Genomic DNA, 25,348 nt, shown 5'->3' with positions numbered 1-25,348 from the left:
CGGTGTTGGCTTCGCGGCCACCGCGGGCGGATCCTGAAGGGGTGCCGTACGGCCTCCGCCCTGCGGTGAGAGGAGGCGGACATGGCCACCCACACCCACGGACTGCGCCGGGGATCACAACGGTCGCGACGGTCGCGACGGACCAGAAGGATCAACCTCGACGAGCATCTGCCGGTCGACCACGGCCTCAGCAAGTTCTACCGGGTCGGCGCGGGGCTGATGGGGCTCGTGCTCCTCGCCTTCGGCGTCCTCGGCCTGATCAACCGGATCGGCTTCTTCAACACCCACGGAGACACGGTCGCGGGCCTGAACACCAACGGCGCACTGAGCGCGCTGTCGATCTGCGTCGGGCTGCTGCTGTTCGTCGGAATGGTGATCGGCGGGAACGTCGCGTCTACGCTCAACATGGTGCTCGGCATCCTGTTCATCCTCAGCGGCTTCGTGAACCTCGCGCTCCTCGACACCGGCTTCAACTTCCTCGCGTTCCACATCCAGAACGTGCTGTTCAGCTTTGTGGTGGGCGTCCTGCTGATGTTCTTCGGGATGTACGGGCGGGTCGGCTCGGCCCTGCCGCACGACAACCCGTACTGGCGGGCCCGCCACCCCGAACAGGTGGAGCGGGAGCAGCGGATGCGGACGTCGTCGGTGGAGTCGCTGCGGCGGGCGCACGACGTGCGGCAGCTGGCGACGCTGCGGGAGGCCGAGGTGCGGCGGCGGGCGAAGGCGTCCGGGGCGCTGCGGCCGCCGGGCGACGCCGGTTAACCTGTGCGCATGCCTCGCTACGAGTACCGCTGCCGGACCTGCGGCGACACGTTCGAACTGAGCCGCCCGATGGCGGAGTCCGCCGCCCCCGCGGCCTGCCCGGCCGGCCACGACGACACGGTGAAACTCCTGTCGACGGTCGCGGTGGGCGGCTCGGCCCCGGCCCCGTCTCCGGCACCGCGGGCGGGCGGAGGCGGTGGCGGTTGCTGCGGCGGGGGCTGCTGCGGGTGAGCGACGGGGGTGGCCTACGGGCGTAGGCAGCGGTCAGCGGTTGGCCAACAGTCGTTGACCAACCGCCGTCGACAAGGACCCGCCCTACCCCTCCCGCACCCCCCGCAAGAACTCCCGCAGAATCCGCTCCCCCGCCAGCACACCCCGCTCCGACAGAGCCGCGACCGCCGGCGCAGCCCACTCCGCGTCGGCCAGTTCGCCGTGCCCCGGCCGCCAGCCGCGGTCCGCGGCCAGCAGCAGGTCGGCGTCCAGCAGGGAGTCCCCGGCCGCGAGCGTGAGTCCGGCGCCGGTGCGGCGGGCGACCTCGCGCATCGCCGCGCTCTTGGTCAGCGGCTTCGGCACGGCGTAGAGCTTGCGGCCCTGGAGGGAGACCGTCCAGCCGCGGTTCTCCGCCCACACCGCGAGTTCCTTCACCCACGCCTCGGGCAGCAGCTCGCGCTCGACGACGAGATAGACGAAGAGGTCCTCGGCGACGCGCTGCTTGCGCAGCCACACCGGGTCGGCGGTCTCGGCCAGGTGGGCCTGCACCTCGTCCAGCGGCGCGCACTCGTCGGCGAGCCGCCCGGTGACCACATCGTGCCAGTCCGGGTCCGGCACGCCGTCGACCAGCAACTGCCCGCCGTTGGTGCAGATCGCGTACTTCGGGACGGGGCCCGGCAGGTTGATCCGCTGGTACTGCTTACGGGTACGGGTCGTGGTCGGCACGAACACCGCCGCGTCGCCGAGCTCGGTGAGCAGCCCGGCCGCGGTCTCGGTCATGTAGGACAGCGGCTTGTTCTCGTGCACCTCGACGCAGAGCAGCCGGGGCGCCCGCGCGTCCGGCATGGTCAGCGCGAGTGCGGCGGCCGAGTAGATCAGCGTGCGGTCGAGGTCGCTGGCGACGAGCACCGTGGGCCGGGCCATCAGACCGTCACCGCCTTGCCGTCGGCACCTGTGGCGCCCCGCGTGTACTTGGGGTGGATCAACCCCACGCAGGTGTACGGGAGTTCGGCGACCTCCTCGACGGGCACCCCGCGCTGCTCGGCGAGCAGCCGGACGTGGTCGAGGTCGGCGCCCGCTCCGGCGCGGGCGAGGATCTTCCAGGGGACGCGGCGCAGCAGTACGCGCGTGGTCTCGCCGACGCCCGGCTTGACGAGGTTCACGTCGTGGATCTCGTACTCCTCGCTGATCCGCTCGACCGCCGCCCAGCCCTCCCAGGTCGGGGCGCGGTCGGCGGAGAGCAGTTCCTTGACGCGGGCGTCGACCGTGTCCTCGGCCTCGGCGAAGCGGGCCGAGACGGCGTCGAGGAAGTCCACGGACACATCGGCACCGGCGAGTTCGCGGTAGAACTTCGCGCCGTGGAAGTCGTGCGGGCCGACCAGGTCGGCGCGCAGCACCGTGCGCGAAATCAGGCCGGAGACGGTCGAGTTGAGGCAGGCGGAGGGGATGAGGAAGTCCTCGCGGGTGCCGTACGTGCGTACGCAGGAGCCCGGGTCGGCGAGGACCGCGATCTCCGGGTCGAAGCCCGAGATGCCGTCGGATTCCTCGAACTCCCGTATGGCGTCGGCGAGTTCGCGGGTGATCGCGCCCTTGCCGGTCCAGCCGTCGACGAAGACGACGTCGGCCGGGTCGTGCCGGTCGGCCAGCCAGCGCAGCGCGTTGGCGTCGATGCCGCGGCCGCGGACGATGGAGACGGCGTAGTGCGGCAGGTCGAGCCCGTGCCGGTGCTGGGCCCAGCGGCGCATCAGGACCCCGACGGGGGTACCGGCGCGGGCGAGAGAGACCAGAACGGGACGGGGCGACCGCTCGGCGAGCACGATCTCCGTGACGGCGCCGACCGCCTCGGCGATACGGGTGGCCGAGTCGTCGAGCGCGGCCTGGAACAGCGCCTGGTACTGCTCGCTCGGCTGGTACTCCACCGGCAGCGACTCCGCGTAGTGGGCGCCGCCGCGCTGGATCGCCTCCTCGCGCTCCTCGGTCGGCGCTTCCAGCGTCACATCCGAGAGGTCCTGGAGCAGCCAGCCGACCTCGTCCGGCGCGTACGAGGAGAAGGCGGGGCCACGGAGAGGCTCGGGGAGCATGGGGGGCCTTTCGGGTCCGTGCGATGGTCCGGGAACGTACGAGGGGACGACGGCCAGCAGCACGCTCGGGGTGTGCGCGGCGAGCTGGGCCAGCAGTCCGTCGGGGGCGTGCAGCGCGGGGGTGTCGGCGGCCGAGTCGACGACGGCGACGACGGCGTCGAAGCCGGCCCCGGCGACGTTGTACGCGTAGCGCTCGCCGGGTCCGTCGTCCGGATGGTCGTGGGCGGGGAAGACGATGCGGCTGCGTATCGCGTAGCCGGGGTCGTCCACCGCGAGCACGGGTGAGCGGGTGGTCGTGGAGTACCGCACCTCGCCGCGGACGGCCTGTTCCAGCTCGTGGGCCAGCCGCAGCGGCGCGTACATCAGTTCCTCGAACCCGAGAACGAGTATGCGGCGGGCCTCGCCGGGTATCGCCTCGGCGAGCCGCGCCGCCATGGCGGGCAGGGCCCTGTCCAGGCGGGCGCGGTGCTCGGGTGTGAAGCCGTGCCGGCCGCCGTCGGGGAGGTCCCGGGGCCAGCCGAGAGCGACCCGGGTGACCGGCCCGAGGTCGCGCGGGGCGGGCTCCGCCGGTACGGCCCTCTCGTGCCGGGCGACCAGCTCCTGCCCCTTCTCCAGCACGCCCTCGGGCAGCTTCACCGTCCCCGAGGCGGCCGTGATCAGGTCCACCCGGGCACCGATCTCGCGCGCGAACTCGTCCAGGCGCCCGAGGTCGGCCGGGGAGCGCATGTCCACGAGGGCGACGACGACGTACCGGCCGCGCGGATAGCGCTCGTGCAGGTCGCGGATGGTGTTGAGGACCGTGTTGCCGGTGGAGAACTCGTCGTCGACCAGGACCAGCGGGCCGTCGCCCGCCAGCAGCGCCGGGTCCTCGGGCAGCAGCAGGTGGGAGGTCGCGTGGGAGTGGGACTCCTCGAAGCCGCCCGCCCGCGCGACGCCGGCGACGGAGCGGCGGGTCGAGTGGAGGTAGGGCGCGAGGCCCACCCCGTCCGCGACCGAATGGCCGAGCCCGGTGGCCGTCTCCGCGTAGCCGAGGACGACCGCCGTACGGGCCTCGTCGGCGCCAAGGAGCTCCCGCACCCGGCGCCCGAGGGCGACGCCGTACCCGTACACCACGGACGGCGACTGCGGTACGTGCTTGCCGAGCACGTTCGAGACGAGCAGATGCGCCCGCTTGGGGTTGCGCCGCAGCGCGAGCCCCAGCAGGTCGCTCAGCTTCTCGTCGCCGACGAGCTCGACACCGAGCCGCTCGGCGACCCACGTCCCGGACCAGACCACGTTGTTCATCGATTCCTTGTCTGTACGGCGCCGCACGGCGCCTGTACGGCATCTCCACGACGTCGGCGCGGCGTCTGTGTGGCGCCCGCACGGCGTATCTGTGGCGTCGGCACGGCGCCCTGTCGGCGTACGGCCGGTTCGGTTCAGTCGGGCAGTCCCGCGGCCAGCAGCTCCACGAAGCCGATGTCCTCGTTGGCCACCCCGAAAACCTCGGCGCGCTGGAGGGTCCGCTCGGCCCAGGCGCGATGCGGCTTCACCTCGTTCATCTTGTTCGTGTACGCGGAGCGCAGCACGCCCCCGCCGCCCCGCTCGGGCCGCAGGATGTCCTGGGCGTCGCTGAACTCCTCGTGGCTGACGACGGAGAGCGCGTGCACGGGCAGCACGTGCGAGGGGTGGATGCAGGTCTTGCCGAGCAGGCCGTTGGCCCGGTCGAGGGCGATCTCCCGCAGCAGGCCGTCCATGTCGTGCTCGATGAGCGTGTCGCGCAGCTGCTCGGCCTCCGGGGTGAAGGGGCTGCGGCGCAGCTGGGGCTTGAACATCCGCTCCTGGAGCCGGAAGTACTCCCAGACCGGGCCGGTCACCGTGAACCCGGTGCCGTCGGCCCGCCCGAGGACATTGACCACGTCGGCGATCACGGAGGCGACGATCTGGACGTCGTACGCGGTCATGTCGGGCGCCCGGCGCAGCCCGTACGAGGAGCAGAAGTCGGTGACGCCCAGGCGCAGCGCGAGGACCCTTTCGCGGAACTTGTCGACCGTGCGGAAGATCCCGGCCAGGGTCTCCCGGCGCGACTCGAGGTGCAGCAGATCGGGCGATTCGAGCACCGGCATGGCGAACAGGCGCCGCCCGCTCGCGGTCTCGGCCGCGGTGAGCGCCTCCAGGAACGGAACGCCCCGCTCCTCGGTGAACTTCGGCAGTACGAATCCGGACAGCACCCGAACGGCCGGGCCGAGCCGCCGCACGAGGTCCGGGATCTGCTCGGGGGTCCTGACCCGGACGAAGAGCAGCGGAAGCGGTACGTCCGAGCGTCCGGCGAGGTCGGTGAACTGCCGGACCAGGTTCTCCTCGGCGTCCACGACGTCCGCGTCGTCGATGGAATCCTCCAGGCACAACACCATGGAGACCACCCCGCGGCCGGCCTGCTTGACGACGTCGTCGGCCAGCTGCGGCCGGGTCGCCGGGCTGTAGAGGGTGGCCCCCAGGGCCGCCGCGAGCACGCGGGCGGGGGAATCGGCGCTGAAGACGGCCGGCTCCCGGTAGAAGAGGCGCTGTCGCTCCTCAGGGGCGATGTGCCCGAAATGACGCATAAAACTCCCCCGTGGCGGCTGGACGGCCCAGACAAGATGTGGCCGGTAATAGTACGTACTGATCCATGTCATGAGTTCCCACCGGGCATGAAGTTCAGGTAACTCGACCGTGTCACTCACGCAACGGTTGCTGCCATTGAAACGCGACCCCCACGTTGTCGTGACCAGGAGCGACAGGGCAGGATGACCGCATGACGCACGCGATGCTGAAGGGGTCGAACATCCCGCTGGACGCTACGGCGGTACGGGCGGTGCTGCGCTGGACCCCGGGACAGGGTGTCCCGGAGGTGGACGCCTCGGCGCTGCTCCTCGGCCCCGACGGACGTGTGCGATCCGACGAGGACTTCGTCTTCTACAACCAGCCCCGTCATCCCTCGGGACAGGTCAGGCTGCTCGGCAAGAAGCGGGAAGCCGAGGCCCTGACCGACACGATCCAGACCGATCTGACGGGTGTCGAGTCCGCTGTCGGACAGATTCTCCTGGTGGCTTCGGCCGACGACGTCACCTTCGACCGCGTCCGGTCGCTGCGCGTCCTGCTGTACGACGCCGCCGCCCCGGACGGCGAACCGCTGGCGTACTTCGACATCAAGCCGCAGACGGGCCAGGAAACCGCGCTGATCTGCGGTGAACTGTACAGGCGCGGCGAGGGCTGGAAGTTCCGGGCGCTCGGCGAGGGCTACCTGAACGGTTTGCAGGGCCTCGCGACCGATTTCGGGATCTCGGTGGACGAGTCGGACCCCACGGCCGGATCCGCACCCTCGGGCCCAAAATCCGCTCCCGCGGCCACGGCCGGAGCGGCCCCCTCCGCCTGGTCCGGGCCGGTGTCCGCGGCACCCGAGGCCTCCGTGCCGCTGCCGCCCGAGCAGCCCGCGCCGATGCCTCAGCAGTCCACGTACGGCTATCCGCCGGAGCCCACGCAGCAGCCGCCCGCGCAGCCGGCGTACGGCTACCCGCAGCCGGCCGCCGCAGCACCCACGACCCAGCCCGCCTACGGCTACCCGCAGCCGCAGACGGCGGCCGCGGTACCGCCCGCGTACGGCTACCCGCAGGCGGTGGGCGCCGCGCCCGACCCGGACTTCCGGCTGCCGCCGCAGGGGCCGCAGTTCATCGGCCGGTGAGCGGGGCGGGCCGGTGAGCGGGGCGGGTCAGCGGTCGGCCGACTTGTAGCCGCGCCCCCACTGGAGTCCCCAGCCGTAGAGGCGGTCGAGTTCGGCCTGGAAGCCGTACACGAACTTCACCTCGCGTCGCACGGTCAGTTCGCTCTTGACGTTCTCGATCAGCACGACCGCGCAGGAGCGGGCCTGCGGATGGCGTTCGTCGAGGCCTATCTCGATGCGTGGGCCGTTGCTCGGGAAGAGTGTGACGATCGCGTGCGTCCGGTCGAACGCCGGCGTCTGGTCGTAGATGTAGACGAAGATCAGCAGCCGTTTGATGTCGTCGCGGTGGTCGAGGTTGACGAAGATCGTCTCGCCCGACCCCGAGCCGAAGCGGTCGTCGCCGCTGAGCTTGATGTACGGCGGGTCGTTGAGTTCGCCGAAGAAGCCGCCCAGTGGCTGCACCACGCCCTTGGTGCCGTCGGCCAGCTCGTACATGCAGCCGAGGTCGAGGTCGACGTTGACCATGCTCTGGGTGTGCGCCTGGACGACCTCGGGGGTGAACAGCCTGAACGGGTGGCGCAGCAGGCTGCCGCGCTCGGGGCCGCCGATGTCGGACGTGCGCATCCGCCAGGACAGGTTGATGCGCAGATTGCCGGTGGCCGCGCCCTGCTTGGTGAGCGAGACCCGCTGGTGGCGCTTTGTCAGCTCGATCGCGTTGGTCGCGGCGCTGCCCGAGTCGAACTCGGTCGAGCGCCCACGCCACAGGTCGTCCCAGAAGCTCATGCCCGCCCCCACATATGAACCAAGAATGCCGCGGGGCGGCCGTGAGGACTCGTCCTCGACAGCCGCCCCGCTCAGAGCGTTCCCTTACCCCGGCCCGGTTCACACCCGCGTGACGGCGCCCTGACGGCGCCCCTGAGGCGAACCGAGCCTTTAGAAGGAGGTGTCACACCCCGGACGAGACCTCAGTCTTGTCCGAGGCCGTCGCTTTTCCCTCGGCTTCCGCAAGGGCCTTGTTGCGGCGCACGGAGGACCAGAAGGACCAGGCGATCAGGATGACGCCGACGAGACCGGTGATGACCTCGTGGATCTCGTACTGGATGGTGACGAGGAGGATCACGGCGAGGGCGCCGATGGCGTAGTGCGCGCCGTGCTCCAGGTAGACGTAGTCGTCGAGGGTGCCCTGGCGGACCAGGTAGACCGTGAGCGACCGGACGTACATGGCGCCGATGCCGAGGCCGAGCGCCATCAGGACGATGTCGTTGGTGATGGCGAAGGCGCCGATCACGCCGTCGAAGGAGAAGGAGGCGTCCAGCACTTCCAGGTAGAGGAACATGAAGAACGCGGCCTGGCCGGCGAGGACGACGGCCGGCTTCTTCTTGCCGGTCCGCGCCGCCTCCTCCTCTTCCTCGTGCTCCCGCTCCTCCTCTTCCTCGAGTTTGTCCTCGAAGTAGCCGGAGAGTCCGCCGACGACCATGTACGTGATCAGGCCGGCGATGCCGGAGATCAGCACCGTCTGCGCCTTGTCGACGTGCGCGCCGCCGTGCTGGTGGGCGTGGACCGCGAACGTCATGGAGGAGACCAGCAGCACGACCAGCGCGATGCAGACCGACAGCATGTCGACCTTGCCGAGCTTGGCGAGCGGGCGCTCGATCCAGCGCAGCCACTGGATGTCGCGCTCCTCGAAGATGAAGTCGAGGAAGATCATCAACAGGAACATGCCACCGAAGGCGGCGATCGCCGGGTGGGCGTCGGTCACCAGCTGCTGGTACTGGTCCTTGTCGGTGAGCGCGAGGTTGACCGCCTCGATCGGGCTCTTCTTGGCGGTCACCGCCACGATCACGACGGGGAACACCAGCCGCATACCGAAGACGGCGATCAGCACACCGACCGTGAGGAAGATCTTCTGCCAGAAGGCACTCATCTTCTTCAGGATTCCGGCGTTGACCACCGCGTTGTCGAAGGACAGCGAGATCTCGAGGATAGACAGGATCGCCACGATGCCGAAGGCGGTCCACCCCCCGTAGATCACCGCTGCGACCAAGCCGAGCGCGGTGACCGCAAACGACCAGCCGAAGGTTTTCAGAAGCACTGGCTACCCAATCGTGTATGTACGGGTCTCCCCCGCGCCGTACTCGGCTTTACCTAACGTTGACCGAAGTCTAGAGGGCTGCCCCTTCGGCGGACACAGGCGGGCCTAGGAGACGCTGACCCCGAAGTCTTGAACGATGCCCCGCAGTCCGGATGCGTACCCCTGTCCCACCGCGCGGAACTTCCATTCGCCTCCGTATCGGTAGACCTCGCCGAAGATCATTGCGGTCTCCGTCGAGGCGTCCTCGCTCAGGTCGTAGCGGGCCAGCTCCTGGCCGTCGGCCTGGTTGACCACGCGGATGAACGCGTTGCTGACCTGTCCGAAGGTCTGTCCGCGGTTGTCCGCCTCGTGGATCGAGACAGGGAAGACGATCTTGTCGACCTGGGCCGGCACCGTGGAGAGGTCGACCAGGATCGACTCGTCGTCGCCCTCGCCCTCACCCGTGAGGTTGTCGCCGGTGTGCTCCACCGAGCCGTCCGGGCTCTTGAGCTGGTTGTAGAAGACGAACCACTCGTCGCCCAGCACCCGGCCCTCACGGCACAGCAGCGCGCTGGCGTCGAGGTCGAAGGGGGCTCCGGTGGTGGAGCGCGCGTCCCAGCCGAGGCCGATCATCACCTGCGTGAGGTTCGGCGCGGCCTTGGACAGGGAGACATTGCCTCCCTTGGCGAGCGTGACGCCCATGATGCTGGTCCTCCCCAAGGTCGTACGTGCAGTGGTCAAGCGCGTCCGGCGCCGCACTCACGAGGGTGCGGCGCCGGACGGAGGAGCCGAAGACCGCCCGGCTCGGATGGTGACGTCAGGCGTCGACGTCAGACGTTGACGCCGAAGTCCTGGGCGATGCCGCGCAGGCCCGAGGCGTACCCCTGGCCGATGGCGCGGAACTTCCACTCCGGGCCGTTGCGGTACAGCTCGCCGAAGACCATGGCGGTCTCCGTCGAGGCGTCCTCGCTCAGGTCGTAGCGGGCGATTTCCGCGCCACCTGCCTGGTTCACCACGCGGATGAACGCGTTGCGCACCTGGCCGAAGGACTGCTGGCGGTTCTCGGCGTCATAGATCGACACCGGGAAGACGATCTTGTCGACGTCGGCCGGGACCGTCGCGAGGTCGACCTTGATCTGCTCGTCGTCGCCCTCGCCCTCACCGGTGATGTTGTCGCCGGTGTGCTCGACCGAGCCGTCGGGGCTCTTGAGGTTGTTGAAGAACACGAAGTTCTGGTCGTTGGCGACCTTGCCCTCCACGTTCGTCAGCAGCGCGCTGGCGTCGAGGTCGAAGTCGGTACCCGTGGTGGTACGGACGTCCCATCCCAGGCCCACGATGACCGCGGTCAGGCCGGGCGCCTCCTTGGTCAGCGATACGTTGCCGCCCTTGCTGAGGCTGACTCCCACTAGTCCTCCCAATGGTGTCCAGGGGCGGGGAGCCCCGTATGCGTTGGTATCGGATCAACGAATCGATCCTAGTGACGGGTTCCCGGGCCACGCAGGCCCTGGAACCGATGAATCACAGGGTGTCGAGCGCCTTCACGTACTCGTTGAGGTCGCGCGCGTCCGGCAGACCGTTGACGACGGTCCAGCGCACGACGCCCTCCTTGTCGATGATGAAGGTGCCGCGCACGGCGCACCCCTTGTCCTCGTCGAAGACGCCGTAGGCGCGCGAGGTGTTGCCGTGCGGCCAGAAGTCGGACAGCAGCGGGTACTCGAGGCCCTCCTGCTCGGCGAAGACGCGCAGGGTGTGGATGGAGTCGTTGGACACCGCGAGCAGCTGCACGTCGTCGTTGACGAACTTCGGCAGTTCGTCGCGCAGCGCGCACAGCTCGCCGGTGCACACGCCGGTGAAGGCGAACGGGTAGAAGAGCAGCACCACGTTCTTCTCACCACGGAAGTCGGACAGCCGCACGGTGGCGCCGTGGTTGTCCTTGAGCTCGAAGTCAGGGGCCTTGTCGCCGACCTGGATCGCCATTTTTTCCTGCGTCCCTTCGTGAGGCTGTTCGGGTGAGACCACCCTACGCAGCAAGCACGGCACACAGACGGACGGATGACACCCGGACGGGCGGACGGGACGAGGCCGTTCAGGCCGAACGGGGGCCTGGGGGCATTGCCCCCAGGCCCCCGGTTACGAGATACCCAGTGCTCCTAGCGGAGCGTCACCGCTTCGACTTGGCCGCCTTGGGCGTCGCCAGCCGGCTGCCGCTCCAGTCCTTGCCCACACTGACGCTCTTCGTCTGGGACAGGCCCGCAGTCGTCGCGGCTTCAGAGATGTCGCTCGGCTCGACGTAGCCGTCACGGCCCGTCTTCGGCGTCAGCAGCAGAATGGTGCCGCCCTCTTCGACGTACGTGGTGGCGTCCACCAGGGCGTCGGTCAGGTCGCCGTCCTCGTCGCGGAACCACAGCACCACGGCATCTGCGACGTCGTCGTACTCCTCGTCCACGAGCTCGCTGCCGATGACTTCTTCAATGGCCTCGCGGAGCTCCTGGTCGACGTCGTCGTCGAAGCCGATCTCCTGGACCACCTGCTCGGGCTGGAACCCCAGCCTTGCGGCAGGGTTCGTCCGCTCCTCCGCGTGGTCCGCGGTCGCGCTCACGGGTTGCCTCCTGATCATGTCTTGGTAGATGTCTTCAGCCACGCGCGTACGCGAGGCATTGGCCGTAGTCCACACGGGCGGGGCGGATCGCGCAAGTACCCGGCCGTCCAGACCGCCGAAACGGTGACGATCCTGGCGGTGTCGGCGCAACTCCAGGCATGAAATCACGGCCGGTGGTGACGCACACCACACCTTTCTGCCCCATTTGTGGATTCTGGAACCATTGACGCTTGCGAGAGTCGAATGACTTTACGGGAGGCGCCATGGACTGAGCGTATCGTTGCAATTTGGTCGGCCCCGACCCGCCGGTCTGTACGGACGTCTCGATTACCCCTCGGTAGAGATGACGATCGGGTTCCCGAGGTACACGATGGGGAACGGTGCAGGCCCATGGAAAACCGGCCTGAAGACAGCCCTCTGACAGTGAAGGAACAGCGTGGCTTCCGGATCCGATCGCAACCCGATCATCATTGGCGGCCTTCCGAGTCAGGTTCCTGACTTCGATCCCGAAGAGACCCAGGAGTGGCTCGACTCCCTCGACGCCGCCGTCGACGAGCGGGGCCGGGAGCGGGCCCGCTATCTGATGCTGCGCCTGATCGAGCGAGCCCGCGAGAAGCGCGTGGCCGTGCCCGAGATGCGCAGCACGGACTACGTCAACACCATCGCCACCAAGGACGAGCCGTTCTTCCCCGGCAACGAGGAGATCGAGCGCAGGATCCTGAACGCGACCCGCTGGAACGCCGCGGTCATGGTCTCGCGCGCCCAGCGGCCGGGCATCGGGGTCGGCGGCCACATCGCCACCTTCGCCTCCTCCGCCTCGCTCTACGACGTGGGCTTCAACCACTTCTTCCGCGGCAAGGACGAGGGCGACGGCGGCGACCAGATCTTCTTCCAGGGCCATGCCTCGCCGGGCATCTACGCCCGCGCGTTCCTCCTGGACCGGCTGGACGAGCGGCAGCTCGACGCCTTCCGGCAGGAGAAGTCGAAGGCGCCGTACGGGCTGTCCTCGTACCCGCACCCGCGGCTGATGCCGGACTTCTGGGAGTTCCCGACCGTCTCCATGGGCCTCGGCCCGCTCGGCGCGATCTTCCAGGCGCGGATGAACCGCTACATGGAGGCGCGCGGCATCGCGGACACCTCCAAGTCGCACGTCTGGGCGTTCCTCGGTGACGGCGAGATGGACGAGCCGGAGTCGCTCGGCCAGCTGTCGATCGCGGCGCGCGAGGGCCTCGACAACCTGACCTTCGTCGTCAACTGCAACCTCCAGCGCCTCGACGGCCCGGTGCGCGGCAACGGCAAGATCATCCAGGAGCTGGAGTCGCAGTTCCGGGGCGCCGGCTGGAACGTGATCAAGCTGGTCTGGGACCGCACCTGGGACCCGCTGCTCGCCCAGGACCGCGACGGCGTGCTGGTCAACCGGCTGAACACCACGCCGGACGGCCAGTTCCAGACGTACGCCACCGAGACCGGCGACTACATCCGTCGGCACTTCTTCGGTGACGACCACCGGCTGCGGGCGATGGTCGAGCACATGACCGACGACCAGATCCTGCACCTGGGGCGCGGCGGTCACGACCACAAGAAGATCTTCGCGGCGTTCTCGGCGGCCAAGGCGCACAAGGGCCAGCCGACGGTGATCCTGGCGCAGACGGTCAAGGGCTGGACCCTCGGCCCGAACTTCGAGGGCCGCAACGCCACGCACCAGATGAAGAAGCTGACGGTCGCCGACCTCAAGGGCTTCCGCGACCGCCTGCACCTGCCGATCTCCGACAAGCAGCTGGAGTCCGGCCCGCCGCCGTACTACCACCCGGGCCGCGACTCGGAGGAGCTCCAGTACATGCACGACCGCCGCAAGGGGCTCGGCGGGTACGTCCCGACGCGCGTCGTGCGGTCGCAGCCGCTGGCCCTGCCGGACGACAAGACGTACGCGGGTGTGAAGAAGGGCTCCGGTCAGCAGTCGATCGCCACGACCATGGCGTTCGTACGGCTGCTCAAGGACCTCATGCGGGACAAGGAGATCGGCAAGCGGTTCGTGCTGATCGCGCCCGATGAGTACCGCACCTTCGGCATGGACTCGTTCTTCCCGAGCGCGAAGATCTACAACCCGCTCGGCCAGCAGTACGAGGCCGTGGACCGCGACCTGCTGCTCGCGTACAAGGAGTCGCCGACCGGCCAGATGCTGCACGACGGCATCTCGGAGGCGGGCTGTACGGCCTCGCTGATCGCCGCGGGTTCGGCGTACGCGACGCACGGCGAACCGCTGATCCCGGTGTACGTCTTCTACTCGATGTTCGGTTTCCAGCGCACCGGCGACCAGTTCTGGCAGATGGCCGACCAGATGGCGCGCGGTTTCGTGCTGGGCGCGACCGCCGGGCGCACGACCCTGACCGGTGAGGGTCTCCAGCACGCGGACGGCCACTCCCAGCTGCTCGCCTCGACCAACCCGGGCTGCGTCGCGTACGACCCCGCGTTCGGCTTCGAGATCGCGCACATCGTGCAGGACGGCCTGCGCCGGATGTACGGCTCGTCCGAGGAGTACCCGCACGGCGAGGACGTCTTCTACTACCTCACCGTCTACAACGAGCCGATCCAGCACCCCGCCGAGCCGGAGAACGTGGACGTCGAGGGCATCCTCAAGGGCATCCACCGCTTCAGCGAAGGCACGGCGGGCTCGATCCCGGCGCAGATCATCGCGTCCGGCGTCGCCGTCCCGTGGGCCGTCGAGGCGCAGCGGATCCTCGCCGAGGAGTGGAACGTCAAGGCGGACGTCTGGTCGGCGACCTCCTGGAACGAGCTGCGGCGCGAGGCCGTCGAGGTGGAGCGGCACAATCTGCTGCACCCCGAGGAGGAGCAGCGCGTCCCCTACGTGACGCAGAAGCTGAGCGCCGCCGAGGGTCCGTTCGTGGCGGTGTCCGACTGGATGCGGTCGGTGCCCGACCAGATCTCGCGGTGGGTGCCGGGGACGTACCAGTCCCTGGGCGCGGACGGCTTCGGCTTCGCGGACACCCGTGGGGCGGCACGGCGCTTCTTCCACATCGACGCGCAGTCGATCGTGGTCGGGGTGCTGACCGAGCTGGCGCGCGAGGGCAAGGTCGACCGGTCGGTGCTGAAGCAGGCGATCGACCGCTACCAGCTGCTCGACGTGGCGGCGGCCGACCCGGGCGCGGCGGGCGGCGACGCGTAGACGCTCCGCGCCGGGACCGGTGGATGTCCGCGGGTCGCGGGGGGGCTGGGCAGCCGGCTCCCCGCGACCCTTGCGGGGAGCCCTGGGCACCTACGATGCGGGCATGAAGGAACAATCGGCGCAGGCCCGCTGGGAGCAGCACACCCAGCGGCCCCTGCTGGCGCTCGCGGTGGCGTTCGCCGTCGCGTATGCCGTGCCGATCGTGGACAGCGACGCGAGCCGTTCGCTGACCGGCGTGTGCACGGCGGTGGAGTGGGTGGTGTGGGGCTCTTTCGCCGCCGACTACCTCGTACGGCTGGCGATCACCGCGGAGCGCCGGGAGTTCGTCCGTACGCACTGGCTCGACCTGTGCGCGGTGGTGCTGCCGATCCTCCAGCCGCTGCGGCTGCTGCGGCTCGTCTCCACGCTGATGCTGCTGGGGCGGCGGGCGCGGATGGCCTCGCAGATCCGGCTGACGACGTATGTCGCGGGCTCGGTGATCGGGCTGCTGATGTTCGGCTCGCTCGCGGTGCTCTCGGTGGAGCGGGATTCGCCGAACGGGAACATCCGCACGCTGGGCGACGCGGTGTGGTGGTCGTTCACGACGATGACGACCGTCGGGTACGGAGATCATGCTCCGACGACCGGTCTGGGGCGCATGATCGCGGTCGGGCTGATGCTCTCCGGCATCGCCCTGCTCGGTGTCGTCACCGCCAATATCGCCACGTGGTTCATCTCTCGGTTCGAGAAGGACGACGTGGAGGAGCGGCGGCAGACGGCGGCGATCGAGGCGCTGACGGAGGAGGTGCGGGCCCTTCGGGCGGAGGTGGCGGCACTCAGCGGGGCGGCCGAGAAGCAGCCGCGTTAGCCGGTGCCGCCCGCGGGGTGGGTGATGCGCTCGCCTCCGCCGACGGGTCCGGAACGGGACCGGAGCAGGGCCCTGGAGCAGGGTCCCGGAGTAGGGCCTTGGAGCAGGGCCTAGAGAAGTCCGTTGCCCGGACTGGCCATCCCGATCAGCCAGATGACCGCCAGCAGCGTGTCTATCGCGCCCAGGACCAACGCGATCAGTGCCGGGAGTGGGCGGGCTCCCGCCCAGCTTCGGCCCATGCCGAGCCAGCCGCAGACGATCGCCACCGGGCCGAGGATGATCCCCAGCACGAAGAACCCGGCGATCGCGCAGACGAGGCCCACGATTCCGAGGGTTGCGCGATCCGGCCCGGTCCGCGACCACGTCCGGCCGCGTGAACGGGGGTACCTGCGCGTTCCGTGTCCGAAGCCCGCCATCATCAACTCCCTGGACCTTTCGGCCGGTTGGGTTCGATGTGCGGGTACCCCCGTTCTGTCGCGACAGACCTGCGTGCGCGCTGCCCCCCTCCGGCAGCGCGCCGCAGCCGGCCGCCCTCCCGCCTACGACCATGCCGTACGGAGGACTTGACTAACTGTGACCTGCGGCGCGTACCGAACGGGAGGGATCTTTAGCCACTTCACCCTGATAGGCGAAACAGCACCGGGAACGCGCCTGTCACAGCATCAGATGTGCCCGGCCCCCGCGCCCGCGGCGTCCGCGTTCTCGCCGCGCTTCGTGAGCATCGCGACCAGGATCGCCACGGCGGCGACCCCCGAGGCGACCAGGGACGCGAGACTCATCCCCGAGATGAAGGTGTCGTGGGCGACGCCCGTGATCTGCTCGGCTATCGCGGCGGGCGTCCCCTTGGGCACCGGTGCCACTCCGACCTGGACCGCCTCCGAGGCCTGGTCCAGCTGCGCACCGGTGAGCGGCGGCAGCTTCGCGTCCGCCCAGTTGCCCGCGAGGTCGTTGTCGACCTTGGAGGCCATCACGGCGCCGAGGACGGCCGTGCCCAGGCTGCCGCCGATCTGCATCGCGGCCTGCTGGAGACCGCCCGCGACACCCGAGAGCTCCATCGGGGCGTTGCCGACGATGACCTCGGTGGCGCCGACCATGACAGGAGCGAGGCCGAGGCCGAGGAGGGCGAACCAGAGCGACATGACCGCGCCGCTCGTGTCCGTCTCCAGCGTCGACATGCCGTACATGGCGATCGCGGTGAGCGCCATGCCGCCGGCCAGCGGGATGCGCGGGCCGGTCTTGGTGATGAGCATGCCCGCGACCGGCGAGCCGACGATCATCATGCCGGTGAGCGGCAGCAGGTGCAGACCCGCGTCGACCGGGCTCATGCCGTGCACGTTCTGCAGGTAGAAGGTCACGAAGAAGAGCCCGCCCATGAAGGCGATCGCCATCAGGACCATGAGGACGACGCCCGCCGACAGCGGCACCGAGCGGAAGAGGGCGAGCGGGATCAGCGGCTCGCGGACCCGCGTCTCCCAGAACCCGAACAGCGCGAAGCCGACCAGGGACGCGATCAGGAACGCCCAGGTCTTGCCGTCGCCCCAGCCCCAGGTCGGGGCCTTGATGAGCGCCCAGACGAGACAGAACATGGCGCCGGACAGCAGGGCGATGCCGAGGATGTCGAAGGAGCGCGGGGCGTTCTCGGCGCGGTGGTCCAGCAGGATCAGCAGACCGAGGACGAGCGCGAGCGCGCCGACCGGCACGTTGATGAAGAAGACGGACTGCCAGCTGACGTGCTGGACCAGCACGCCGCCGAGGATCGGGCCGCCCGCGGTCGAGGCGCCGATGACCATGCCCCAGATGCCGATCGCCATGTTCAGCTTCTCGGCCGGGAAGGTGGCCCGCAGCAGGCCGAGCGCGGCCGGCATGAGCAGCGCGCCGAACAGACCCTGGAACACCCGGAAGGTGATCACCAGGGCGATGCTGTCGGACAGCCCGATGGCCCCCGAGGCCGCGGCGAAGCCGACCACGCCGATGAGGAAGGTCTGCCGGTGGCCGAACCGGTCACCGATCTTGCCCGCGGTGATCAGCGTGACCGCGAGCGCGAGGAAGTAGCCGTTGGTGATCCACTGGACGTCGGCGAAGCTGGCGCCCAGGTCCGCCTTGATCGTCGGGTTGGCGATGGCCACGATGGTGCCGTCGAGGGCCACCATCATGACTCCGACGGCCACGGTTATGAGGGTGTACCACGGATGGCCGCGCAGCCCCTTGGCCGGCGCCTTGTCCGACGGAGCGAGCGGCGCCTTGTCCCCCGGCCCCGTCGTGTCGATGGTGGTCTGACTAGTCATGGACCGGAGGCTAGTGACAGCCACTGACAGTTGACAAACCACATCACAAGTCGGTAACTGTCACGCCGTCCGCGGATAGGCTGAGCAGGGAAGACCAGTTCGGAGAAGAGGAACGATGGACACGGCGGCACGGCCGGGGCTGCGTGAGCGCAAGAAGCGGCGCACCCGGGACGCGCTGCTGCGGGCCGCCCTGGAGCTGTTCCTCGCCCAGGGGTACGAGCGGACGACCGTCGACGAGATCGCCGAGGCCGTGGACGTCTCGCAGCGCACCTTCTTCCGCTACTTCGCCGGCAAGGAGGAGGCCGCCTTCCTCACCCAGCGGATCGCCGAGTCGCACTTCGTCGCCGCGGTGCGCGAACGCCCGCCGCACGAGGCCCCGCTGGAGGCGCTGCGCCGGGCGGTGCTGGAGAGCTGGGAGACCATCGGCGAGGCCATCGAGCAGGTCGTCCCGGTCGAACTCCACATGCGTACCTACCAGTTGATCGAGTCGACGCCCGCGCTGCTCGCCGTCCATCTGCGGCACTCCGCCGAACTGGAGGAGGAGCTGGCCCGCATCATCGCCGGGCGCGAGGGGCTCGACGTGGACGCCGATCCGCGGCCACGCGTCGCGGTGGCCGTCTTCGGCGGGGTGATCCGGGTGACCGGACGGCTGTGGGGTGCGGGCGGGAACCTCAGCGTGAAGGCGATCCGCGAGCAGACCGTCGCACACCTCGACGCGGTGGGGCCCGTACTGGCGGAGAAGTGGGGCACGCAGGCACCCCCGCGCCCGGCGGATGATCCACTGCCCGTGGAGTGAGTCCGCGCGCACGCCGGGGCCGCACTCGGAGACCCACCGGGCTTCAACGGCACACACGCGGCGTGCCGCGCCGATCCCTGCTGAGGCGACCCTGTCCCAATTCCCGTACGGGAAACGTGATCCGCCTCACTCAGTTACCGCGAGACCCTCTCGTTCTCCTAGTGTGTCCTCCCAGTGACTTCCTTCGACGCCTCCCCCCCACTGAACGTCTGGCGCGCACTGCTCGCGCTGGCCGTGGTCTTCGTGATGCTGGCGACCACCGGCTGGACCGCGGTGCACAGCCACCGGCGGGACACCCCCCTCCAGGCATCGCGCTCCGCGTGGCAGCACGGCAGCATCGGCGGGCGCCACCTGCCGGACGCGAACTCGGCGCCGGGCCGCATCGCCCGCTTCTTCGCCTCCCTCGACGCCTCCCAGCGGTCCCGGCTCGCCCACCGCTATCCGCTCGCGGTCGGCAACATGAACGGAGCGCCGGTCAAGCTGCGCTACCGGGCGAACCACATCGCCCTCGGCCAGCAGCGCAAGGTCGAACGCGGCCGCATGCACGACAACCGGCTCTCGACGGTCGGCCAGCAGGACGCGGGCAGCCGTATGCACCGCTTCGAAGCGCTCATGGGCAAGAAGCGGCAGATCCTCGCCTTCGATCCCGAGGGCTCGGGCCGGATCGCCGAGGTCTACGGAAAGCTGGACAAGGCGCAGCGGATCTCGGTCGTCGTCCCCGGCGTCGACACCGATCTGCTCACGTTCCAGCGCACGTTCCGCAAGTACTCGGCGCCGGTCGGCATGGCGCGCTCGCTGTACAGGGCCGAGCGGGCCGCGAGCCCGACGACGCGTACGGCCGTGATCGCCTGGGCCGACTACACCTCGCCCAGCGGGCTCGGCATCGACTCGGCCACGGCCATGCGCGCCGCGGACGGGGCGGTGCGGCTGGACGCGCTGGTGCGGGCCCTGCCCGGCCGCTCGCCGGTCGCGCTGTACTGCCACAGCTACGGCTCCGTGCTGTGCGGGATCGCCGCGCGCTCGCTGCCGTCGCGGGTGTCGGACATCGCGGTCGCGGGCAGCCCCGGCATGCGTGCCGAGAAGGTCTCGGGGCTGGGCACCTCGGCCCGGGTGTGGGCGATGCGGGACTCCGACGACTGGATCCAGGACGTGCCGCACCTCGAGGTCGGCGGCCTCGGCCACGGCGCCGACCCGGTGTCCCGGGCGTTCGGGGCACGGCTGCTGTCCGCGACGACCGCGAAGGGACACGGCGGCTATTTCGAGCCGGGCACCGACAGCCTGCGCAACTTCGCCGAGATCGGCGTTGGCGCGTATCACTCGGTGCGCTGCGCCGACGATGATGACGTCTGCCGGGCTGGTTTGTCCGGCGGGGCGACGGCCTGACGCGCGTAGAGGAAACAGGAATTGCGGTTTGCCGGGGAGGCGACGGAGGCGCGCGTGCCGCATACGATGAGCCGCATGGGTGACGTACTGGCCGGATTTCATGCCGCCTGGGAGTTCGAGTCCGACTCCGTGCTCATCCGCTTCGAACGGGGAATCCGTTCGCCGAAGCTGTTCCAGGCGCTCGGTGAACGTCGTGTCCCGCTGGAGGCGATCGCGGGGGTCACACTGACGCCGGGGAAGCGGGGGACGGTCGTCCTGCACGCCGTGCCGCGCGCGGGCGCCGACCCCTTGATGGAGGCGGCCGCCGGTCAGCTGAAGGACACCTGTGACCCCTACCGGCTGGTGCTGCCCGCCGAGCGCGAGACCCTCGCCGAGTACTACGCCGACGAACTGCGCGCGCGGCTCGCCGACGACGACACCCCCGCCGAGCGGTATCTGGTGGCGCCGCCCGAGGCTCCGCTCCAGTTCAAGGCGTACGACGGGAAGGCGTCCTTCGACGGTAAGCGGGTGTCGTTCCGCTGGTCGTGGACGGGGGCCTCGTCGGCGAAGTGGAAGGCCGGCGACCAGAACTTCCCGGTCACCGGCCTCAGCGGGGTCGAGTGGCGCTCCCCCGAGGTGTTCGAGGGCCATCTGCGGCTGCTGCCCCGCGAGCCGGCCGGGGCGAAGCCGGATCAGCCGGGGCAGCCCGACCAGGACCCGGCCGCGGTCGTGTTCGGGCTCGGGTACGGGCCCGTCCACGAGTCGCTGCCGTTCGCCGCGGCGGTGCTGGCGGCGGTGCGCTCCGCCGGAGGCGGGGCGCCGGCGCTCGCCTCGGTGCCGCGGCGCGATCCGGCCGACATCGCCGAGCGCATTCGTCACCTCGGTGAATTACACCGCGCCGGGCTGGTCACGGACAGCGAGTTCGCCACGAAGAAGGCGGAGTTGCTGGCGGAGTTGTAGCGGGCCGCCGGCGAGCGGGGAGACCGCTCCTGCCGGGGCCCGTTCCGCTACTCCCGGCCCGCCGACGTGAACGTCATGTCCGCGTAGCGGTCGCCCGCCACCTTGGCGGCGATCGGCTCCAGGAGCCCCAGCTCCTCCTCCGTGAGCACGATCCGGGTCGCCGTCGCGTTCTCCTCGACCCGGGCGCGCTTGCTCGTGCCCGGGATCGGTACGACCGGCAGACCGTGCACCGCCCCCTGCTGCTGCACCCAGGCCAGGGCGATCTGTCCGAGCGAGGCGTCATGGGCCTTCGCGACCGCGCGTACCGGCTCCAGCAGCGCCGCGTTCGCCGCCGCGTTGTCGCCCGTGAAGCGGGGCTGAAGACGCCGGAAGTCGTCCGCGGTCAGGTCCTTCTCCGCGTTCGCGAAGGACCCGGTGAGGAAACCGCGGCCGAGCGGTGAGTACGGCACCAGGGCCACGCCGAGCTCCCGGGCGGCCGGGACCACGCCGGCCTCGATGTCGCGGCTGAACAGCGACCACTCCGACTGCACCGCGGCGATCGGGTGCACGGCCTGCGCGGTCCGCAGCTCGCCGCCGGTGACCTCGCTCAGCCCCAGGTGCTTGACCTTGCCCTCGCGCACCAGCTCGGCCATGGCCCCGACGGTCTCCTCGATCGGGACGTTCACATCGCGGCGGTGCATGTAATAGAGGTCGATCACATCGACGTCCAGGCGCTTCAGGCTCGCCTCGACGGCCTGGCGGATGTACGGCCGGTCGTTGCGTATGACCCGCTTCGTCGGCTCGCCCGGCGGGATCGACAGGGCGAACTTCGTCGCGATGACGACCTCGTCGCGGTGCGCCTTGAAGAACGGGGACAGGAACTTCTCGTTCTCACCGGCGCCGTACGCGTCCGCGGTGTCGTAGAACGTGACACCGAGCTCCAGGGCCCGCTCCAGGGTGGCCCGCGACTCCCCGGCGTCCGCGGGGCCGTACGCGAAGCTCATGCCCATGCAGCCAAGGCCCTGCACACCGACCGTGGGGCCGTCGGTTCCGAGCTGGGCCGTGGCGATCCTGCTGTCCGTCATCGGGACCTCTCCGACGTCAGGGCGCGCCCTGCGTCCGCGTAGAAACTGATCTTGTGGTCGAGTACCGCGAGCGTGTCCTGGAGTTCGGCGATCCGGGCCAGGACGTCCCGGCGCGTCGATTCGAGGATCTCGTAGCGCTGGGTGTAGGTGCCGTCTCCCTCGCGCACCATTTCCGCGTACCGCACCATGTCGGCGACCGGCATGCCGGTGAGCCGGAGCTTGCCGACGAAGGCGAGCCAGTCGAGGTCGCGGTTGCTGTAGCGGCGCTGGCCGGTGTGCGAGCGGTCGATGTGGGGCATCAGGCCGATCCGCTCGTACCAGCGCAGGGTGTGCGCCGTCAGGCCGGTGAAGGCGACGACCTCGCTGATCGTGTAGCTGTCCTGGCCGTCGGGGCGGCGGTGCCGCTGGGGCGGCGCGGCACAGACATCGGTCGTGGTGCCGGTCCCCGCTGCCTCGGCCGTGCTCTCCATCACCGTCATGACCTCAACGCTAAAACCTTGGAGTGCACTCTAAGCAAGCGAATCCGTGGAAAAGGCGGAGACTGCCCGCGGCCCGGCCGAGGACCGTGCGGATCATGGGTGGCGAGCCCGACCCCTCGATGCGGCCGCCCCTGTCCGCCACTTAGGCTCGTACCCATGTCCCTGCAGAGCCTGGCGCTGATCGAGAACTGGCCCGTTTCCACCGCCGCCGCGGCCGTCGTCCGGGCGGACGGTACCGTGCTCGCCGCGCACGGGCCGGTCGACCACCGCTTCCCGCTGGCCTCGGTCACCAAGCCGCTCGCCGCGTACGCGGTGCTCGTCGCGTACGAGGAGGGGGCGGTGGAGCTGGACGAGCCGGCCGGGCCCCCCGGCTCGACGGTCCGCCATCTGCTCGCGCACACCTCCGGTCTCGCCTTCGACGAGCACCGGGTGACGTCGGCGCCCGGGGAGCGGCGGCTGTACTCCAACGCGGGGTTCGAGGTGCTCGGCGACCACATCGCCAAGGCGACGGACATCCCGTTCGCGGAGTATCTGCGCCAGGCGGTCCTCGAGCCGCTGGGCATGACGCGGACCTCGCTCGACGGCTCACCGGCCAGGGACGGCGTCTCCACGGTCGCCGACCTGGTGCGCTTCGCGGCCGAGGTCCAGGCGCCGCGCCTGCTCGACCCCCGTACGGTCGCGGAGGCGATGACCGTGCAGTACCCAGGCACGAAGGGCGTCCTGCCGGGCTACGGCCACCAGAACCCCAACGACTGGGGCCTCGGCTTCGAGATCCGTGACGCCAAGTCGCCGCACTGGACGGGGACTTCCTCCTCGCCGGGGACCTTCGGGCACTTCGGGCAGTCGGGTACGTTCCTGTGGATCGACCCGGTCGCCCGGGTCGCGTGCGCCGCGCTGACGGACCGCGCGTTCGGACCGTGGGCCGCCGAGGCGTGGACCCCGTTCACGGACGCGGTACTGACCGAGCTCCGGGCCGGCCGGGCCTGAACCGTGGGCCGCCCCCGGCCCACGCTCCGGCCGCTAGGCCATCTCCCACAGCAGCAGCTCCGCCGCCGTCACCGCCTCCGCCTCCAGGTCCTTCGCGGCCGTGATCCGGGCCGCGTCACCCGGCCTCAACTCCTCGCCGTCCAGGCGCACTTCGCCGCGGACGACATGGACGTACACGGACGCCGCGTCCGGGACGGCCGTGCGTTCCCCCGCCGACAGCCGGCGCACGTGGAGCATCGCCGCCGCCTCCGGGACCGCGTACGGGGTGGAGTCCGCGATGCCGTGGACCACCTCGTAGGACGCCTCGCCGCCGGGCTCCAGCGGGGCCAGCCACATCTGGACGAAGGTCAGCGGGTCCGGGCCGTCGTTGCGCTCCACGTGACGGACGCCGCCGGCCGAGCTGAGCCGCTGCACGTCGCCGGGGCGGACCAGCGACTCGTGGCCCGTGGAGTCGCGGTGGGTCAGCACGCCCTCGACCACCCACGTGACGATCTCCGTGTGGCTGTGCGGATGTTCGTCGAAGCCCGCGCCCGGGGCGAGCCGCTCCTCGTTGCAGGCGATCACCGCGCCGAAGCGGAGATTGTCCGGATCGTAGTGCGGGCCGAAGGAGAAGGCGTGGAGGGAGGAGATCCCGGCCGCCGGGTCCCCTCCGCGATAGCGCTCGCCGGCGCGCCGTACGTCCGTCACAGCCACCACGGTAGACCTGCGGGGCCGCGGCCGAGGGACCCGCCGCCGCACGGTCACGTCCCGATAAGGCAGTCTTGTCCACGTGCCCGAACCCCAATCCAGCAGTCCCGAGCCCGCAGCACGCGACGCCCACTCCCATGCCGCGACCCTGAAGCGGCTGGAGAAATCGTCCGGAAGCCTCGCCGCGCAGGCCATCACGCGCATGGACGAGACGCTGCCGTGGTACCGGGCGATGCCCCCGGAGAACCGTTCCTGGATCGGCCTGGTGGCCCAGGCCGGTATCGCCGCCTTCACCGAGTGGTTCCGGCACCCGGACACCCCGCAGGCCATCTCGACCGACGTCTTCGGCACCGCGCCCCGCGAACTGACCAGGGCGATCACCCTGCGCCAGACCGTGGAGATGGTGCGTACGACGATCGAGGTCATGGAGTCCGCGATCGACGAGGTCGCGGCGCCCGGCGACGAGTCCGTGCTGCGTGAGGCGCTGCTCGTGTACGCCCGCGAGATCGCCTTCGCCACCGCCCAGGTGTACGCCCAGGCCGCGGAGGCACGGGGCGCCTGGGACGCGCGGCTCGAGTCGCTGGTGGTGAACGCCGTCCTGTCCGGGGAGGCCGACGAGGGCGCCGTGTCCCGGGCCGCCGCGCTCGGCTGGAACTCTCCCGACCATGTCTGCGTGGTGCTCGGCACGGCACCCGAGGGCGACAGCGAGCTGACGGTGGAGGCGATCCGGCGGGCCGCCCGGCACGCCAAGCTCCAGGTCCTCACCGGCGTCCTCGGCAACCGGCTCGTCGTGATCGCCGGCGGCAGCGACAATCCGCTCGCCGTCGCCAAGTCGCTGATCGGCCCGTACGCGGCAGGCGCCGTGGTGGCGGGGCCCGTCGTGCCCGACCTGCTCGCCGCGACCCGGTCCGCGCAGGCCGCCGCAGCCGGGCTGAAGGCGTGTTTCGCCTGGCAGGACGCCCCGCGCCCGGTACTGGCGGACGATCTGCTCCCGGAGCGCGCGATCGCCGGAGACCCGAGCGCGCGCGAGCAGCTGGTGGAGGAGATCTACAGACCGCTCGAGGAGGCCGGCTCCGCGCTGCTCGAAACGCTCAGTGTCTACCTCGAGCAGGCGAGCAGCCTCGAGGGCGCGGCCCGTATGCTCTTCGTTCACCCCAACACCGTGCGCTACCGGCTTCGACGTGTGACTGACGTCACCGGTTGGTCGCCCTCGGATGTACGCTCCGCGTTCACGTTGCGGATCGCGCTCATCCTGGGGCGCTTGGCCGGTGGAGATCCCCAGACGTAGGTTTTTG

At 70.2% G+C, this 25,348-nt stretch carries 24 protein-coding genes; 10 read left to right on the top strand and 14 right to left on the bottom strand.

The window, feature by feature from the left end; all coding sequences use genetic code 11:
* The first annotated feature begins 81 nt into the window (after positions 1-81).
* Positions 82-762 (top strand): DUF4383 domain-containing protein, encoded by a 681-nt coding sequence (locus SAVERM_RS29960; protein ID WP_010987214.1) that lies wholly within the window; start codon positions 82-84, stop codon positions 760-762.
* Positions 763-771: 9 nt separating this feature from the next.
* Positions 772-993, top strand: a complete 222-nt coding sequence (locus tag SAVERM_RS40550) for an FmdB family zinc ribbon protein (protein ID WP_037645546.1) — start codon at positions 772-774, stop codon at positions 991-993.
* Positions 994-1,077: 84 nt separating this feature from the next.
* On the opposite strand, the gene SAVERM_RS29955 is transcribed toward SAVERM_RS40550, so the two are convergent.
* From SAVERM_RS29955 to SAVERM_RS29945, 3 genes are all read right to left on the bottom strand, one after another.
* On the bottom strand, positions 1,078-1,896 hold the full coding sequence (locus SAVERM_RS29955; RefSeq protein ID WP_010987212.1) for an HAD family hydrolase: 819 nt from the start codon (positions 1,894-1,896) through the stop codon (positions 1,078-1,080).
* Positions 1,896-4,337, bottom strand: a complete 2,442-nt coding sequence (locus tag SAVERM_RS29950) for a phosphoribosyltransferase (RefSeq protein ID WP_037645545.1) — start codon at positions 4,335-4,337, stop codon at positions 1,896-1,898. Before SAVERM_RS29950 ends, SAVERM_RS29955 begins: the two co-directional genes overlap by 1 nt.
* A gap of 134 nt (positions 4,338-4,471) precedes the next feature.
* On the bottom strand, positions 4,472-5,635 hold the full coding sequence (locus SAVERM_RS29945; RefSeq protein WP_010987210.1) for an HpcH/HpaI aldolase/citrate lyase family protein: 1,164 nt from the start codon (positions 5,633-5,635) through the stop codon (positions 4,472-4,474).
* A gap of 191 nt (positions 5,636-5,826) precedes the next feature.
* On the opposite strand from SAVERM_RS29945, the gene SAVERM_RS29940 reads away from it, so the two are divergent.
* Positions 5,827-6,753, top strand: a complete 927-nt coding sequence (locus tag SAVERM_RS29940) for a TerD family protein (protein WP_010987209.1) — start codon at positions 5,827-5,829, stop codon at positions 6,751-6,753.
* Positions 6,754-6,780: 27 nt separating this feature from the next.
* Here the strand turns inward: SAVERM_RS29940 and SAVERM_RS29935 are convergent, their stop codons facing one another.
* From SAVERM_RS29935 to SAVERM_RS29910, 6 genes are all read right to left on the bottom strand, one after another.
* Positions 6,781-7,515: a TerD family protein gene (locus SAVERM_RS29935; protein WP_010987208.1), complete on the bottom strand. Its 735-nt coding sequence runs from the start codon at positions 7,513-7,515 to the stop codon at positions 6,781-6,783.
* A gap of 163 nt (positions 7,516-7,678) precedes the next feature.
* Entirely contained in the window at positions 7,679-8,824 is a 1,146-nt protein-coding gene (locus tag SAVERM_RS29930; protein ID WP_010987207.1) for a DUF475 domain-containing protein, read from the bottom strand.
* A 105-nt stretch (positions 8,825-8,929) separates the two neighbouring features.
* On the bottom strand, positions 8,930-9,505 hold the full coding sequence (locus tag SAVERM_RS29925) for a TerD family protein (protein WP_010987206.1): 576 nt from the start codon (positions 9,503-9,505) through the stop codon (positions 8,930-8,932).
* Between the two features lie 128 nt (positions 9,506-9,633).
* Positions 9,634-10,209: a TerD family protein gene (locus tag SAVERM_RS29920; protein ID WP_010987205.1), complete on the bottom strand. Its 576-nt coding sequence runs from the start codon at positions 10,207-10,209 to the stop codon at positions 9,634-9,636.
* 112 nt (positions 10,210-10,321) lie between these two features.
* Complete coding sequence (locus tag SAVERM_RS29915; protein ID WP_010987204.1) at positions 10,322-10,780, bottom strand: peroxiredoxin; 459 nt, start codon at positions 10,778-10,780, stop codon at positions 10,322-10,324.
* Positions 10,781-10,964: 184 nt separating this feature from the next.
* On the bottom strand, positions 10,965-11,402 hold the full coding sequence (locus SAVERM_RS29910) for a DUF3052 domain-containing protein (protein WP_037645542.1): 438 nt from the start codon (positions 11,400-11,402) through the stop codon (positions 10,965-10,967).
* Positions 11,403-11,838: 436 nt separating this feature from the next.
* Here SAVERM_RS29910 and aceE point away from each other — a divergent pair, with 436 nt between their 5' ends.
* Together aceE and SAVERM_RS29900 are read left to right on the top strand one after the other, a co-directional pair.
* On the top strand, positions 11,839-14,586 hold the full coding sequence (gene aceE, locus SAVERM_RS29905) for a pyruvate dehydrogenase (acetyl-transferring), homodimeric type (protein WP_010987202.1): 2,748 nt from the start codon (positions 11,839-11,841) through the stop codon (positions 14,584-14,586).
* A 103-nt stretch (positions 14,587-14,689) separates the two neighbouring features.
* Complete coding sequence (locus SAVERM_RS29900) at positions 14,690-15,433, top strand: potassium channel family protein (RefSeq protein WP_037645539.1); 744 nt, start codon at positions 14,690-14,692, stop codon at positions 15,431-15,433.
* Between the two features lie 110 nt (positions 15,434-15,543).
* Here the strand turns inward: SAVERM_RS29900 and SAVERM_RS29895 are convergent, their stop codons facing one another.
* Positions 15,544-15,852 (bottom strand): hypothetical protein, encoded by a 309-nt coding sequence (locus SAVERM_RS29895; protein WP_037645534.1) that lies wholly within the window; start codon positions 15,850-15,852, stop codon positions 15,544-15,546.
* 243 nt (positions 15,853-16,095) lie between these two features.
* Entirely contained in the window at positions 16,096-17,718 is a 1,623-nt protein-coding gene (locus SAVERM_RS29890) for an MFS transporter (RefSeq protein WP_010987199.1), read from the bottom strand.
* A gap of 115 nt (positions 17,719-17,833) precedes the next feature.
* Here SAVERM_RS29890 and SAVERM_RS29885 point away from each other — a divergent pair, with 115 nt between their 5' ends.
* From SAVERM_RS29885 to SAVERM_RS29875, 3 genes are all read left to right on the top strand, one after another.
* Positions 17,834-18,514 (top strand): TetR/AcrR family transcriptional regulator, encoded by a 681-nt coding sequence (locus SAVERM_RS29885; RefSeq protein ID WP_010987198.1) that lies wholly within the window; start codon positions 17,834-17,836, stop codon positions 18,512-18,514.
* Between the two features lie 174 nt (positions 18,515-18,688).
* On the top strand, positions 18,689-19,897 hold the full coding sequence (locus SAVERM_RS29880; protein WP_010987197.1) for an alpha/beta hydrolase: 1,209 nt from the start codon (positions 18,689-18,691) through the stop codon (positions 19,895-19,897).
* A 75-nt stretch (positions 19,898-19,972) separates the two neighbouring features.
* Positions 19,973-20,836, top strand: coding sequence for a DUF4429 domain-containing protein (locus SAVERM_RS29875; RefSeq protein WP_010987196.1), 864 nt, complete (start codon positions 19,973-19,975; stop codon positions 20,834-20,836).
* A gap of 47 nt (positions 20,837-20,883) precedes the next feature.
* On the opposite strand, the gene SAVERM_RS29870 is transcribed toward SAVERM_RS29875, so the two are convergent.
* The gene (locus SAVERM_RS29870; RefSeq protein WP_010987195.1) at positions 20,884-21,900 is read right to left on the bottom strand and encodes an aldo/keto reductase; all 1,017 of its coding nucleotides are present in this window, start codon (positions 21,898-21,900) and stop codon (positions 20,884-20,886) included.
* A complete protein-coding gene (locus SAVERM_RS29865; protein WP_010987194.1) occupies positions 21,897-22,379 on the bottom strand; it encodes a MerR family transcriptional regulator in 483 nt (160 codons plus the stop codon). Before SAVERM_RS29865 ends, SAVERM_RS29870 begins: the two co-directional genes overlap by 4 nt.
* Before the next feature lie 156 nt (positions 22,380-22,535).
* On the opposite strand from SAVERM_RS29865, the gene SAVERM_RS29860 reads away from it, so the two are divergent.
* Entirely contained in the window at positions 22,536-23,366 is an 831-nt protein-coding gene (locus SAVERM_RS29860; protein WP_010987193.1) for a serine hydrolase domain-containing protein, read from the top strand.
* A 33-nt stretch (positions 23,367-23,399) separates the two neighbouring features.
* Here the strand turns inward: SAVERM_RS29860 and SAVERM_RS29855 are convergent, their stop codons facing one another.
* Positions 23,400-24,053, bottom strand: coding sequence for a pirin family protein (locus SAVERM_RS29855; RefSeq protein ID WP_010987192.1), 654 nt, complete (start codon positions 24,051-24,053; stop codon positions 23,400-23,402).
* An 82-nt stretch (positions 24,054-24,135) separates the two neighbouring features.
* Here SAVERM_RS29855 and SAVERM_RS29850 point away from each other — a divergent pair, with 82 nt between their 5' ends.
* Entirely contained in the window at positions 24,136-25,341 is a 1,206-nt protein-coding gene (locus SAVERM_RS29850) for a PucR family transcriptional regulator (RefSeq protein ID WP_010987191.1), read from the top strand.
* Positions 25,342-25,348: the final 7 nt, after the last annotated feature.

The sequence above is a fragment of the Streptomyces avermitilis MA-4680 = NBRC 14893 genome (genome assembly GCF_000009765.2).
Lineage (GTDB): Bacteria > Actinomycetota > Actinomycetes > Streptomycetales > Streptomycetaceae > Streptomyces > Streptomyces avermitilis.
Note: the sequence above shows the minus strand (reverse complement) of the source record. Positions and strands in the feature narration are given on the sequence as shown.